Annotated in this window: 13 protein-coding genes; 6 read left to right on the plus strand and 7 right to left on the minus strand. The window is 35.0% G+C overall.

Translation table 11 applies throughout. The annotated features are described in order from the left end of the window. Positions 1 to 336 precede the first annotated feature (336 nt). From ACLU24_RS04285 to ligA, 3 genes are all read right to left on the minus strand, one after another. Entirely contained in the window at positions 337 to 1,065 is a 729-nt protein-coding gene (locus ACLU24_RS04285; RefSeq protein ID WP_412610547.1) for a hypothetical protein, read from the minus strand. A 235-nt stretch (positions 1,066 to 1,300) separates the two neighbouring features. Next, positions 1,301 to 1,957 carry a hypothetical protein gene (locus tag ACLU24_RS04290; protein ID WP_412610549.1) on the minus strand — a complete coding sequence of 219 codons (657 nt, stop codon included), beginning with the start codon at positions 1,955 to 1,957 and terminating at the stop codon, positions 1,301 to 1,303. A 14-nt stretch (positions 1,958 to 1,971) separates the two neighbouring features. Continuing rightward, positions 1,972 to 4,005 carry an NAD-dependent DNA ligase LigA gene (gene ligA / locus ACLU24_RS04295; protein ID WP_412610551.1) on the minus strand — a complete coding sequence of 678 codons (2,034 nt, stop codon included), beginning with the start codon at positions 4,003 to 4,005 and terminating at the stop codon, positions 1,972 to 1,974. A 684-nt stretch (positions 4,006 to 4,689) separates the two neighbouring features. On the opposite strand from ligA, the gene ACLU24_RS04300 reads away from it, so the two are divergent. The 6 genes from ACLU24_RS04300 to spoIIR all read left to right on the plus strand — a co-directional run bounded on the left by ACLU24_RS04300 (position 4,690) and on the right by spoIIR (position 11,470). Beyond that, the gene (locus ACLU24_RS04300) at positions 4,690 to 5,388 is read left to right on the plus strand and encodes an ABC transporter ATP-binding protein (protein WP_412610553.1); all 699 of its coding nucleotides are present in this window, start codon (positions 4,690 to 4,692) and stop codon (positions 5,386 to 5,388) included. 15 nt (positions 5,389 to 5,403) lie between these two features. Further along, the gene (locus ACLU24_RS04305; protein WP_412610555.1) at positions 5,404 to 7,644 is read left to right on the plus strand and encodes an ABC transporter permease; all 2,241 of its coding nucleotides are present in this window, start codon (positions 5,404 to 5,406) and stop codon (positions 7,642 to 7,644) included. Between the two features lie 227 nt (positions 7,645 to 7,871). Continuing rightward, positions 7,872 to 8,354: an Lrp/AsnC family transcriptional regulator gene (locus ACLU24_RS04310; protein ID WP_412610557.1), complete on the plus strand. Its 483-nt coding sequence runs from the start codon at positions 7,872 to 7,874 to the stop codon at positions 8,352 to 8,354. Further along, positions 8,354 to 9,541, plus strand: a complete 1,188-nt coding sequence (locus ACLU24_RS04315; RefSeq protein WP_412610559.1) for an aminotransferase class I/II-fold pyridoxal phosphate-dependent enzyme — start codon at positions 8,354 to 8,356, stop codon at positions 9,539 to 9,541. Before ACLU24_RS04310 ends, ACLU24_RS04315 begins: the two co-directional genes overlap by 1 nt. A gap of 31 nt (positions 9,542 to 9,572) precedes the next feature. After that, positions 9,573 to 10,439 (plus strand): 4-(cytidine 5'-diphospho)-2-C-methyl-D-erythritol kinase, encoded by an 867-nt coding sequence (ispE, locus tag ACLU24_RS04320; protein ID WP_412610560.1) that lies wholly within the window; start codon positions 9,573 to 9,575, stop codon positions 10,437 to 10,439. A gap of 413 nt (positions 10,440 to 10,852) precedes the next feature. Beyond that, positions 10,853 to 11,470, plus strand: a complete 618-nt coding sequence (gene spoIIR / locus ACLU24_RS04325) for a stage II sporulation protein R (RefSeq protein WP_412610561.1) — start codon at positions 10,853 to 10,855, stop codon at positions 11,468 to 11,470. Between the two features lie 4 nt (positions 11,471 to 11,474). On the opposite strand, the gene ACLU24_RS04330 is transcribed toward spoIIR, so the two are convergent. The 4 genes from ACLU24_RS04330 to ACLU24_RS04345 all read right to left on the minus strand — a co-directional run bounded on the left by ACLU24_RS04330 (position 11,475) and on the right by ACLU24_RS04345 (position 14,725). Further along, complete coding sequence (locus ACLU24_RS04330) at positions 11,475 to 12,029, minus strand: signal peptidase I (protein WP_412610563.1); 555 nt, start codon at positions 12,027 to 12,029, stop codon at positions 11,475 to 11,477. Beyond that, positions 12,022 to 12,903, minus strand: a complete 882-nt coding sequence (locus ACLU24_RS04335) for a hypothetical protein (protein ID WP_412610565.1) — start codon at positions 12,901 to 12,903, stop codon at positions 12,022 to 12,024. The genes ACLU24_RS04330 and ACLU24_RS04335 overlap by 8 nt, the downstream gene beginning before the upstream one ends. A 92-nt stretch (positions 12,904 to 12,995) precedes the next feature. After that, positions 12,996 to 13,883, minus strand: a complete 888-nt coding sequence (locus tag ACLU24_RS04340; protein ID WP_412610567.1) for a hypothetical protein — start codon at positions 13,881 to 13,883, stop codon at positions 12,996 to 12,998. A gap of 131 nt (positions 13,884 to 14,014) precedes the next feature. Beyond that, positions 14,015 to 14,725, minus strand: a complete 711-nt coding sequence (locus ACLU24_RS04345; RefSeq protein WP_412610569.1) for a signal peptidase I — start codon at positions 14,723 to 14,725, stop codon at positions 14,015 to 14,017. Positions 14,726 to 14,859 lie beyond the last annotated feature (134 nt).

Below are 14,859 nucleotides of genomic sequence, written 5' to 3' on the forward strand. Positions count from 1 at the left end.
TATCCGCCAAAACGTGTAATTTGTCAATGCTTTATGCGAATTTATACCATATATGTAAGAAACTTTTAAATAGTAGAAGAATAATGCTCAAAGTCAAGGTTGAAATGAAAGATTAAACGAAATAAAATTCAAAAATACAATATATAATTTGATAAGCTTAGCTATTTTGCAAAATGAACGAAGCTAAAATTCAAAGTATCTACACAATAGATTAGTATTAAAGAAAAAGGACTGCTATATCAGAATGAGTTTATATCTGATATAACAGTCCTTCCGCTTGTACTCTATACAAGCAAAGGGGTGGTGTATAAAAAATGTTTAGGAGTAAGCTAATTATTATGAAAGCCTTGCAATGTTAAGGCTGCTATCAACTTTAAGAACCATAGGAACAGTTACAATACTCTTATCAGAGGTATAATACTTGAAGTTCATATTGCAAGTCCCCTCTCTAAGACCTGTGAATGTGCAGGTATACTTATTTGTACCGAAATCATACTTAACATCGACCTTGATGTTAGTATTGTCAGCGGAATATGTCCAGTCATAGCCATAGGAGGTTTTGCCGTAGGCTGTGAATACATACGAGTTAGCTGTTTTAGAGCTTGTACTTGATGAAGTTGAAGAACTACTTTCTTTCTTAGAAGTGTTTGAAGAAGAGCTTGATGAACTTGAAGCATCTGTTCTTGTGATGTTAAGATTCTTATCAACCTTGAGAATCATAGGAACAGTTACAATATTCTTATCAGAGGTATAATACTTGAAGTCCATATTGCAAGTACCTTCTCTAAGACCTGTGAATGTGCAGGTGTACTTATTTGTGGCGAAATCATACTTAACATCGACCTTGATGTTAGTATTGTCAGCGGAATATGTCCAGTCATAGCCGTAAGAAGTTTTACCGTAGGCTGTGAATACATATGCTTTAGAAGACTGATTAGCCTGAGTTGAAATTGCTGTATTATTAGCTGCAAAAGCGACTGTTGCTGCACCTATTGTTGTGCCTGCGATAAGAGCTGCACCGATTGCTACTGTTGCGAATGTCTTTATAACCTTATTGTTTTTCATTTTATTTTCCTCCGAAATTTATATTTTAATTTTAATTTTTCTTTTTGCACTCTCTTGTGCTTTCACTTATATATACGAATGGGAGGAAAAAAATCCACATAGTTTTTTGAAAAAATTTATAAATTAAAATAAAAATCGCTACTCAACAATTATGAGTAGCGATTAAGCTTTTGTAAAGTATATATAATTTTGTAGGGGCGAACTTTGTTATTTCCTTAATACTTTTTAGATAATATTATACATTATATAGTTCAGCAGGTGTATGTCCACAGTGCATACTCATTCTTGTATGATTACATAAATCGTTGCATAATTTTGAAAACTCAGAGCGAATACTTGCATTGTCAAAGTCTAAGCCATATTGAGCCGCTCTTTGTATAGCAGGTGTAAGACTTCCTTTTTCCATTGAAATGATTAGCTGAATATCATCTGCAAGACTATCAGCTTCTTCTTTTTCGAGATTAGGCAGATTTCTAAGAAATGCTCTAAGACTGATAAATTCAAGAGTTTTCTCAAAATAACCGTCATTGGCATATTTCAAGAACTGTTTCTTATCAGGAATATAATACGGCTTCCCTTTTTGCAATTCAATTATATCAAAATATTCATCGCAGTTACCAAGACAAAGATTTTCAGCAACTAAATTCTTATCAATAGTTTTTATCTTAGGAGGATTAGGAAATAATTCGTCTGTTGCAAAGATTGAGTAGCATCTCATATCAAGATAGATGCTTTCAACGAATTTTACGAAATCTTCCTCAGAGATAGGTTCATTCTGACTGTTATATATTCTAAGCAGGGTGCGAAGTGGAATTACGCCGTAGAGATTTGCTGCAGCATCAAAATATTGATATAAAAGCTGTGTAGTTTCTTTTGAAAGCGTTTCGCTCATAAAAATTTCTCCTTTTATTCTTGTGCTGAACGCATACGTTCAAATTCTTCCTCGTCAATTACTGTTACGCCAAGTGATTGAGCTTTTGTCAGCTTACTTCCGGCTTCTTCACCGGCAAGTACAAAGTCAGTTTTCTTAGAAACGCTTGAAGAAGTTTTTCCGCCAAGCTGTTCTATGATAGCGGCTGCTTCTGTACGCTTGTAATTTTTGAGAGTACCGGTTATAACAAAGGTTTTGCCCTCAAAGAGTGCATTAGTTTCGCTTTTTGACTTCTTTTCAGCTTGTGTATTAAGACCAAGAGTCTTAATTTCTTCAATCAAAACCTTAGTTTCGGGCAATCTGAAATAATCATATACACATTCTGCCATAATACCGCCAAATCCTTCAATAGAAGAAATCTGCTCGATACTTGCTTCTGCGATGGCGTCAAGAGTGCCAAATTCATCAGCAAGCAATTTAGCGGCTTTTTGTCCGATGTGTCTTATTCCGAGTGCAAATACAAGTTTGTATAAGTCATTCGATTTGGATTTTTCTATTGCATTTATAAGGTTATTGGCAGATTTTTCACCCATTCTTTCAAGAGATTGAATCTGTGCAGAATTTATTCTGTATAAATCAAGCGGAGAGGAAATCATTTCATTGTCAACAAGCTGTTCAACAACAGCTGAGCCAAGTCCGTCGATATCCATAGCGTCACGAGAAACAAAGTGTATTAAGTGTCTTATGAGCTGTGCAGGGCAATCGGTATTCGTGCAACGGAAAGCGGCTTCATCAGCTTCACGAGTTACAGGCGAACCGCAGGACGGACATATTTTAGGAAACTCAAAAGGTTCGGAATTTTCTGTGTGAGCGGTAACTTTTACAACTTCAGGAATAATCTCACCGGCTTTTCTGAGAACAACAGTATCCCCGATACGCAAATCTTTTTCTTTTATAAAGTCGATATTATGCAAGGTTGCTCGGCTGACAGTTGTACCGGCAAGAGAAACAGGGGAGAATATTCCGGTAGGAGTGAGAACACCGGTTCTGCCGACATTTATTTCAATATCGAGGAGAGTAGTTTCCTTTTCCTCAGGTGGATATTTATAGGCTTCTGCCCATTTCGGAAATTTTGCTGTACTTCCCAGTTCTGCACGCTGTGCAAAGCTGTCAATTTTAATAACCGCACCGTCCGTCTGAAAAGGAAGCGACTGACGAACTTCACCGACACGCTCTATTTCATCAATAACCTTTTCTATATCATTAAAATCATTGTAGAAAGGCAAAACAGTAAAGCCTAATTCCTTTAAGAAGTTAAGGCTTTCTTTGTGGCTACTAAGAGTTACACCATCTATTTGCTGAATGTTGAAAACAAAAATATCAAGAGAACGGGCTTTTGTGATTTTAGCGTCTTTTTGACGGAGAGAACCAGCAGCGGCATTTCTTGGATTCTTGAAAGGTTTTTCACCGTTTTCGTCTTGAGCGGTGATTATTTTCATAAAGGTATCGTTTGACATATAAACCTCGCCACGAACCTCAAGATAGGGAATAGATTTATTGAGTTTCATAGGAAGTGATTTTATAGTCATTAGATTTTCTGTAATATCTTCACCGACAGAGCCGTCACCACGAGTTGAACCACGCACAAATATTCCGTTTTTGTATTCAGCGGATACTGAAAGTCCGTCAATTTTAGGTTCAACAACATAGGTTGGATTTAATATAGTTTCACGAACCCGCTTATCAAAATCTCTTATTTCGCTATGTGAAAATGAATCGTGCAAACTTTCCATAGGGACTGTGTGCACAACCGGAGCAAATTTCTCGCTAGAAGCATTTCCTCCAACCTTTTGTGTTGGAGAATCTGTTGTAATCAATTCGGGATAGTCGGATTCAATATTTTCAAGTTCACGAAGAAGTTTGTCATATTCAAAGTCATCAATTTCAGGAGCATCTTCGTTGTAGTATTTCTGATTGTGGTAATTTATAAGCTTGCGGAGTTCTTCCGCTCTTAATTCAGCATCATTTTTATTCAAAATATCATACCTTTCTATTGTTAGGACAAACATAGTTTGCCCCTACATTTCTTCATTTAAGATAATTAAAGTTTAGGTCAAGCCTTTTTAAAGGCTTGCAGGATCGAGGGACGGAGTCCCTCGTGGGTTTTAAGGGCAAAGCCCTTAACATCTCATTTTCTCAAGAGGCGGATTTTATCCGCCTTTTAATACTTTCGGTAGTTTTCTATATAGATTATATCCGAAATTCTATTGTAAGGCAAGAAATAATTGTATTTAGCGAAGAACAGAAACCTTGAATTTTATATAAATTTCTAAGAATATTGTTTATTATTGTAATAAATGCCGTATTTAAGGGTATTTGCTTGACAAATTGTTGTAGTTAGTCTATGCTAAATTTGAAAGTTAGCAATGATTAACTTAACTTTTAAAAATTAAATAAATTTCCAGATGAGGGAGTAGTAGGCGTACATTTTATGTATGTAGTAAGTCAACATAATGACCTTTCAGGTCTGGCTTACTTCAAATTACGAGACTCATATATAACTTAAAATAGCTATATGTGTGTTAGTGTTGAGGTCTTGAATATAGCTTAAAAAGCTGTTTTCAAGGCTTTTTATTTTTGTTAATTGTATTTTATTTAAAAATATTATTGACAAATGAATTTTCCTAAGTTATAATTACGATAACATATGAACATATATTCATATGTTAAATAAAAAATAGGAGGAACGACTGATGTTTTTGGAAATTCAGAATATTGAAAAATACTTTGGTGAGGGCGACACACGAACACAAGTTCTTAAAGGAATAAGTGTAGGCATAGAAAAAGGAAAAATCTGTGTACTTTTAGGTCCATCTGGTTCAGGTAAATCTACTCTCCTAAATATTATAGGAGGAATTGAAACAGCTGATGCCGGAAATATAATAATTGATGGAGAAAAGCTTGAGGCTATGAACGAGAAAAAGCTTTCGCTATATCGCAGAAAGCACCTTGGTTATGTTTTCCAATCATATAATCTTATTCCTAATCTTACAGTCAAAGAAAATATAGAGGTAGGAGAATATCTAAGTGATAACCCACTTCCGCTTGATGACTTATTACATACTCTTGGCTTATGGGAACACAGAAATAAGATTCCGAATCAGCTTTCAGGCGGTCAACAGCAGAGAACTTCTATTGGTAGAGCGATTATTAAAAATCCAAGTATATTACTTTGTGATGAACCAACAGGTGCTTTGGATTATAAAACCTCTAAGGAAATTCTTAAGCTTATAGAAGATGTAAACCAAAAATTCGGAAACACAGTTGTTCTTGTTACTCATAATGATGCAATTAAAAATATGGCAGACCAAGTTGTTCGACTTCGTGATGGTCAGATTCGTCATAACGATATAAATAAAAATAAAATTTCAGCTGTCGATTTGGATTGGTAAGGGGGTGTATTCAAAATGAAAAATCCTCTTAGAAAAAGGGTTTGGCGAGAAATTGTTCAGGATAAAGGAAAATATATAGCTTTGTTTTTGTTCCTCACAATTATGATAGGGTTTATTTCAGGTTTTCTTGTTGCAGACGGAAGTATGAAAACTGCCTACGATAGAGCTTTTGAGAAATATAATGTTGAGGACGGACATTTTGTTCTTGCAATGGAAGCTGATGATAGTCTTATAAAAAAGCTTGAAGAAAAAGATATAAAAATATATGAGCTTTTTTATAAAGATAAAGAACTTGATAATGGAAATTCAATTCGAATTTATAAAAATCGCAATGATATAGACAGAGTATCAGTTATTGAAGGCAAAGTCCCAACAGAAAATAACGAAATTGCCATAGACAGACTTTATGCCGAAAATAATGAGCTTGCTGTTGGTGACTCAATTAAAATTGATGATAAAAGCTATAAAATCAGTGGTTTGGTTGCACTTTCCGACTATACAGCATTGTTTAAGAATAATACAGATACTATGCTTAATGCAAATAGCTTTACAGTTGCTGTTGTAACAGATAAGGCTTTTGAAGATATGAGCGATGGTGGCTTAAAATACTGCTATGCTTGGGATAATAACAAAAATCTTTCTGATAAAGAAAAGAATGACCTTACGGAAGATATAACAGAGATTCTCGTTAAAAATACGATTATTACTGATATGGTTCAACAACTTGATAACCAAGCAATCATTTTTGCGGGAGATGATATGGGCTCCGATAAATCTATGATAACTTGGATGCTTTATATTGTTATAGTAATTCTTGCATTTGTTTTTGCAATTACCATAAAAAGCACAATCGAAAAAGAATCCGCAACAATAGGTACACTTCGTGCATCAGGCTATACAAAATGGGAGCTTATCAGACACTATTTAACGCTTCCTCTTTTTGTATCTCTTGTAGCGGCAATTATCGGAAATATTTGTGGTTATTCATTTATGAAAGAGGTAATTGTTAAGCTTTACTATCATAGTTATTCATTACCTACATATGAAACAATCTGGAATACAGAAGCCTTTGTCCTTACAACAGTAATCCCTTGTATAATAATTCTCATAGTTAATTTAATAGTTCTTTCTTCAACTCTTTCTTTGCCACCGCTTCAATTTTTGCGTCACGAGCTTAAAAGAAAGAAAAAAAACAAAGCAACAAAGCTTCCGAATTTCAAATTTCTTACAAGATTCAGAATAAGAATTATCATTCAAAATATTCCTGCATATATAACAATGTTTATCGGAATACTTCTTGCAAGTATTATGCTTATGTTTGGTATGATTATGACACCTATTCTTGATAATTTCAAAACTGAGGTTTTAGATTCAAAATTTGCAGATTATCAATATATTTTGAAAGTACCCGTTGAAACTAAAAACAAAAATGCAGAAAAATATTGTGTTACGGCTCTCAAAAAGGGAGATTCTGAGGATATTAGCGTTTATGGCATAAGCGATAATTCAAAATATCTTACAAATCTTGATTTACCGAAAAATAAAGATGAGGTTATAGTATCTAATGGATATATGGAAAAATTCTTACTTAAAGTAGGGGATACTATTACACTTTCTGAAAAATTTGAAGGTACGGAGCATAAGTTCAAGATTGTAGGAAGCTTTGACTATGCCGCATCGCTTGCCGTATTTATGACAAAAGATAATTTTATAAAAGAGTTTGATTTAGATAAAGACTATTTCACAGGTTATTTATCAAACGAAAAGATAGATGATATAGACGATATATATATTGCTTCTACTATTACAGAGAAAGACTTGACTGCTCTTGCAGACCAGGTAAATGATTCCGCTGGAGCAATGTTGCCAATGTTTGGTGCATTTGCAGTAACTCTCTATGTATTGCTTATATATCTTCTTGCAAAGATGATTATAGAAAAGAACTCACAATCTATATCTATGATAAAGATACTTGGTTATAGCAATAGAGAAGCAAGTAAACTTTATAATAGAGCAACGGCTTTAGTAGTTATATTTTCTTTTATAATTAGTCTGCCGATTTGCAGTCTTGCTATGAAGGGCATATTCTTTATGTTTATGCAGGAAATGAATGGTTGGCTTACATTCTATATAGCTCCATGGATTTATCCTGCTATGCTTGGAATAGGTATAGCTTGCTACGCAGTTGTACATATGATACAAATGAGAAAGATAAAGAAGATTCCTATGTCACAAGCTCTGAAAAATGTAGAATAAAATTTTTAGTATTTCGTGTGAAAATATGAGTAAAGCCATAGTTCAGTATCGGACTGTGGATTTCTTGTCGTAAAAGGCGATTTTTAAAATGCCGTTGAAAAATTGCAAAATATGAGTTATAATTGGAAGTATAATTTTAGAGCAAGCTACATTTTGTGCTTTGAAATTAAATACTTTAAATGCTGCAAAGCTCAAAAATGAACTCTGTGGCGGAATGGAGATTGTTTATGGATAAGCTATTAACACTTCTTGAAGATAACGCACAATTTACCTATTCACAGCTTGCGGCGATGCTCGGCGAAACAGAAACCGAGATTAAAAAAAGAATTGAAGATTATAAGGAAAAAGGCGTTATTAAGGGTACAAGTACCATAATAGACAGAAGCAAGCTTCAGAATGCAGGCGTTAATGCTATTATTGAAATTAAGGTTACGCCAAAGGCAGAAACAGGCTTTGACGAAACTGCAAAAATAGTTGCGTCTTTCGATAATGTAGATAGTGTATATCTTGCGGCGTCAGCGACATTTGACCTTATAGCGTTTGTCAGAGGAGCTAATATACAAGAGGTTTCGAGCTTTGTCGCAAAACAGCTTTCTACCTTAGATTCAGTTGTATCAACGGCGACACACTTTGTTCTTACAGAATACAAAAAGAGCGGAATTTCTTTTATTGATGATTGTAATGAAGAACAAAGGAGTATGGAACTTTAATGGATTACAATAGATTTATTAACGAAAAAATACGAACAGTAAAGCCTTCGGGCATAAGAAAATATTTTGATATTGCAAACGAAATGGGCCATGTAATTTCTCTTAGCGTCGGTGAGCCTGATTTTCAGACACCTTGGCATATTCGTGAGGCTGGTATAGATTCACTCCAGCGAGGAAAAACATGGTATACACCAAACAGAGGTTTTTCTGAATTAAGACAGGAAATCTCAAAATACTTTGAGCGTCGTTTCCATGTAACATATAACCCTGATACACAGATTCTTGTAACTGTTGGTGGTTCAGAAGCTATCGACGGTGCTATAAGAACAATAGTTTCAGAGGGCGACGAAGTTCTTATACCAGAACCAAGCTTTGTATGTTATAACCCTTTAACAAGACTTGCAGATGGTGTGCCTGTTACAATAGAAACAAAGGCAGAAAATGGTTTTAGGCTTACTGCTGAGGAACTTGAGAGTAAAATTACACCTAAGTCAAAGCTTCTTATCTTGCCTTTCCCTAATAACCCAACAGGTGCGGTTATGAGAAAAGAACATCTCGAAGAAATCGCAAAGGTTGTTCGCAAGCATAATTTGTTTGTGCTTTCTGATGAGATTTATGGTGAGCTTACATATGGAAATACATCACATATATCTATCGCATCACTTGAAGGTATGGCAGAAAGAACAATAGTTATAAGCGGATTTTCAAAATCATATGCTATGACAGGTTGGCGTTTAGGTTATGCGCTTGGTCCGAAAGAAATCATAGAGCAGATGACAAAACTTCATCAATTTGCTATTATGAGTGCTCCGACAACTGCACAGTATGCCGCAATAGAGGGGCTAAGACATGGTGACGGCGATATTGAGTATATGCGCAATGAATATAATATCCGTCGCAGACTTATAGTAGACGGTTTTACACGAATGGGTCTTACCTGCTTTGAGCCGGAAGGAGCTTTCTATGTCTTCCCATCAATCAAAAGTACAGGTCTTACAAGTGATGAATTCTGTACAAAGCTAATAAAATCAAGACGAGTTGCCGTTATACCGGGAACAGCTTTTGGTGATTGTGGAGAAGGATATATTCGAGTATCATATTCTTATTCACTTGGACATATTATGGAAGCATTAAATAGAATTGAAATGTTCATAAATAACCCTGATGCCCCTGAGATAGAAGCATAAACAGTGATTTTTTGAAAGGATGTTGCTCTAAATGAAGGTTAATGTTGATGCCCCGGCGAAAATCAACCTTTTTCTTGATATAAGAGGAAAACGCAGTGACGGCTATCATATAGTTTCTATGGTTATGCAGTCTATTAGTCTTTGCGATGAGATAACGGTTTCTCGTACGGACGATGGAGAAATTAAAATCGTATGTTCAGATGAGAATATTCCGCTTGATGAAACCAATACAGTATATAAGGCTGTTGAGCTTTTCTTTAAAGAAACAGAAAAAGAAAATAAGGGCATTGAGATTAAGATTAAGAAAAATATTCCGACAGAGGCAGGACTTGGCGGAGGAAGTACAGACGCAGCTGCAGTGCTTCACGCATTGAATAAACTGTATGATACACAGCTTTCTCGAAAAGAGCTTGCAGAAATCGGAGCAGAAATTGGTGCTGATGTTCCGTTTTGCGTTTACGGTGGAACAATGTCTGCGAGCGGAATAGGAACAATCTTAAGTCCGTTGCCGGATTTACCGGAATGTTATTTGGTGATTGTAAAGCCAAATATTGGAGTTTGCACTAAGGAAGCCTATGAAAAATCAGATTCACCAGAATTTTCAGCAATAAAAGGAATGGATAAAATTACAGAATCCATTTGCGAGGCAAATATAAAAAGTGTTGCTAAACATCTTTATAATAAATTTGAAGTCGTTATGGCTTTGCCAGAGGTTGAGAAAATCAAGCAGATAATGCTTGATTGCGGAGCTTTAGGTGCGGCTATGACAGGAAGTGGTTCAGCGGTATTCGGAATTTTCGATAATGACGATATGCGTGATGATTGTGCAAAAAGGCTCGATGATGATTACGAGTATGTATACAAAGCAGAACCGGTTTCAGAGGTCTTTTTCGGATAAAATTATATAAATTTAATGATAGTGGTTATTTAATAATAGCTTTTAAAGGGCTTGAGTAAAACTTTTATTTGTTTTATTCAAGCCTTTTAATTCATTGATGGTTTTCTCAATTCTGTTAACTATATTCCAATGTTTCACTATGAGCGAGATTTGTCGAGCAATTCTGTATTTTCTCATAGGAAACTCATTTCGTTGGAATGGGTTTCTACCCTCCTGCACTTAGAGGAGCATAAAGTGTTTCGCTCTCTGCGGAGAGCGACCAAAGGCTCTGACGTAGGTGACTACCTTTGAAAACTGCAAGCTTTTGAAAAAGCTTGAGCAAAACTTTTAATTTTATTGAATTTACATAAGAATAAAATTATAAAATCCCGTCCATAATCTTTGCATAAGTAAAGAAAAGGACGGGATTTTTTATGAAAATAAAAATTATACTTAAGATTGTAGCAACAGCATTAGTTATGGCATTTGCGTTTTCGGTAGTATCATTTGCGGGAGCTTGTGAGGATATAGAATCAAGAGTTTTGCGACTACATATCTTGGCAAATTCAGATTCAGAATCAGACCAAGTATTAAAGCTAAAAGTCAGAGATGCTATTTTAGAAATAAGCCCAGAAATTTTTGGTAATACATCATCAAAGCAAGAGGCTATAAAAAGGGCAAAAGCAGATTTGCCGAAAATAATAGACGAAGCAAAGCGTGTTATCAAAGCGGAGGGCTGTAATTATAATGTCAGAGCCGAAGTTGTAAATGATAAATTCAATACTCGTGTTTATGAGAATTTCACACTTCCTGCCGGAGATTATGACGCTGTAAGAATTATTATAGGTAGCGGTAGCGGACATAACTGGTGGTGTGTGATGTTTCCAGCACTATGTTTGCCGTCAGCGGAGGGCAATGAATTGCAGAATGAACTTCCAAATTCTGAAAAGTGTATAGTTGATAACAACGAGAATAGCAACGGCTACGAAATTCGTTTTGGAGTAGTAGAGGTGGTTTCGAGTTTTTCAGATTGGCTTTGTAGCTTGTTTTAATAGTTTATTGTTCTGATTTTAACTTTTCTATTTCGGCTTTCAAAGCTTCGAGGTTTTCAGATTTTTTATTTTTTTCCTTAGAGTAGGAATGTTCCATAAGAACAAAAACCAAAACTATGATAGTTACAATAAAGAATGGATTTTGCACAAATGAGATTACATACCCGACCTTTGGAAAAATTTTAATAACCTTTCCCTTAACCTGCTCTATTGAAATAGACTTATCTCGTACATTATTAGCATCGCCCTGAGTGATTATTTCATCATCAGTGATTTTTATTATTCTATGAGTTACAAGCATATTATCATTATCTATAAAGGTTATAATATCGCCGACCTCATAGCTTTCTTGCTCGTGTATAATAAGCCAATCATTAACGCTGATTGCAGGTTCCATACTTCCTGAAAGTACAACAGCATTTCCGTATCCTGCAAGCATAGGTAATTGTTCATGAAGAAGTAACCTTGAATTCATCATAAAAACACAATAGCCTATCATAATTGAAACTATAAGAAATCCAAATATTTTTGAAGTATATTTCAAAATCTTCTTAATCATTTTTTGAAACTCCACTGTGCTTTTTTCTGAAAATGGTAATCAATGCGAGAATTATAACACTAAAAACTGCTATAACGATATATAATGTAAAGCTTCTGCTATCACCTGTTTTAATAGTTGAATTATCTGATGGAGTATCACTTGAATCAGACTCAACAGAGCTTTCATCATAATCATATTCAGATATAACATTGATATTTATATGGCAAGCTATTTCTTCATCAACTGCCTTATTTCCAAGAAAGGTATCGTAATCGTCAGTACCATTTTCAAAAGCCCATTTCCAACGGATTTGATACTGTGTGCTTGAATAAGGCTTAACACTGCCATCGGAGCTTATAGAATTAAGCTCTTTAATAGGCTTCATATCTCCAGAAAGAGAGTTGCCATTAGCATCAAGAATCTGAACCATAACAGGAATTTCATATTCACTATCATTTTCGCCTGATATATTCAGGTTATATTTAATTGCGTATTCCTTGTCATTGTTAAGACTAAATACATAGTTGTTTTCTGTTCCGGGAGCTATTGTATGGTTAGTACTTCCAGTTCCGTCAGTTGAAACATGAGGGTCGTTATGCTCAAAGATATTTACTGTTGTGTTGGTAGTCCATGTCTGTTCAGAATCAGAAACAGACAAACCACCATTTTTTGATGAATCAGAAATATATTCTTGTGAAAGGGGAGAGCTTTCCATACTATTTTGCACATAGGCTTTATTATAAATGGGAGCATTATTTGTAAGGCTTATGGTTTTGTTTGAAGTTGGATTGGTGCTTGCAGAGAATGCAATATTTATTACAATATCACCAGTTATAATAATAAAGAGTAACAAAATCATAGCTACAGACCAAGATTTCTTAGCTTTATTCATAGCGATACCTCCTTTCAAAAAATTCAGTCCATATGCGAACCAACTGCCCCGAAGGACAGTTGGCTCAGTATAGATTGAAGTTTTTAGTATTATTAGTCGATTTGGTCTACTGTAATAGACATATCGAAACCTACATTGAGGTTATAATCGTCATTTTCTGCGACTGCTGAATATGTTGTACCGTCATCAGCAGTTTTGACAACGATAGAACTTGCAGCAATATCACCAAGGATAGTATCTTTGGTATCGGTATCAGTATCTTTACTAAAAGTCCATTCCCAAGTTATAGTTTTTGTACCAATTACATTAGCAAGGTCTGTGTTTGCTTGATATGTAGCATCAAGATTATCAACAGCAGTAGCAATATCAGCTATTTTTGAGTAGGTTTGTCCATCATAGCTGTATGCTATAGGGTAATAGTCGTCTGTAAATGTAACCGTATTGCCAACTACTTTATAATATGTAGCTGAGGCATTGTAGCCTTCAGGATGCTTATATGTTGCATTATCAAGAATATAGAGATTAGCAGCTTCAAAATTTTCCTCAGTTACATTATTAACTTGTGATAAAACAGCATATGAGCCAGCTTTAAGATATACATCTTTAATTTTGCTGTTATCAATATTTGCTGTAACTTGAACATCAACCTCAGGTTTACCAGCTACGGTGAAACCTAAGCCAGTATCATTTTTAGTACCAGGAGCAACAACATTTTCTCCCTGTGCAGAAACCTGTACAGTACCTGTGTTTGTGTCGCCACTAAAGTTGATAGGCTTGTTGCCATTAGCAGCATCTGCGTATTCTTCACCAAAAAGTGAACCGTCGGCAGTTACCGTAACGCCGAATTTTGCTACTCTTGCAGAATCCTCTGCACTGTCGCCTGTTGTATACTTAGCAAAGGTTCCTGCTGTCATGCAAGTAGTAAGCATGGTTGCAAGAAAAAGTATACCTGCGGCACGAAGTGTCTTATTCTTTTTCATACTTTAATCTCTCCTTTATTAAGTATTTACCCAAGCAGACCGTATGAAGTTTTCTGTTTCGGGCATTTTGAGTAAGTAACTACTCGAGTTTATTAAAAAATCTAATCGGTAGTTAGACTTCTTAATCAGATTTAATTTTTGCTGTCTGATTCAAGCTTAGCTTTTTCACTTTTAAGCTTTTCGATTTCAGCCATAAGTGCGGCAGCTTCGGTTTGTTCGGATTTTTGAATGTGTCTGCGTCTTAAAATGTCATAAATAACAAAAATAGCGAGTGGAAGAATAACACATATAATCAATCCGGGAATAGTTTGCATAAATAAAGCAACATTTCCCAAACCCGCTATTCTTCCTTGATATGTACCTATAATTTTTTCCGGATAAACAAGCTTTGCATCGGCGGTGGCGTTGGCATCACCTTTTGTACGATAGGCAAGTTTTCCGTTATCATCTTTAGTTACTTCTATAATTCTGTGGGTTACAAGAGAACCACCCTCTGCTTTATCCCAATATACGATAATATCACCTTTTTTAAAGGCTGAGGTATCTTCGGCAGTATGTGCGAACATCAGGTCTCCCGTTTCGATAGTACCGCTCATAGAACCTGATTTTACTATAAGCGGAAAAGTTCCGCCTATGTTTGGAATAGAATTACTATCTACGGTAAAACCCTGTATAATCAAAATTATATTTAGAATCAATATAGGTGCAAGTATGATGCAAGCAACAATTCCAAGAATAGTAAGAGTTTTATTAGATGAATTATTCTTATTCTGCTTGGAATCTGACTTGGAACTTTTATCGGAAACTGATTCAATAGCAGTTTCCGTAGAATTATCGTTCATTGTATTCATTCCTTTTTAGCTAAAAATTCAATTATAAATAAGTTATGTTTAGCAATATTGTAACATAGAAAAATAAAAAAATCAATGAGTTAGTAATAAATACTAATTTTTATATACAAATATATATTATAATT

This window comes from Pseudoruminococcus sp., assembly GCF_047012705.1.
GTDB lineage: Bacteria > Bacillota > Clostridia > Oscillospirales > Acutalibacteraceae > Pseudoruminococcus.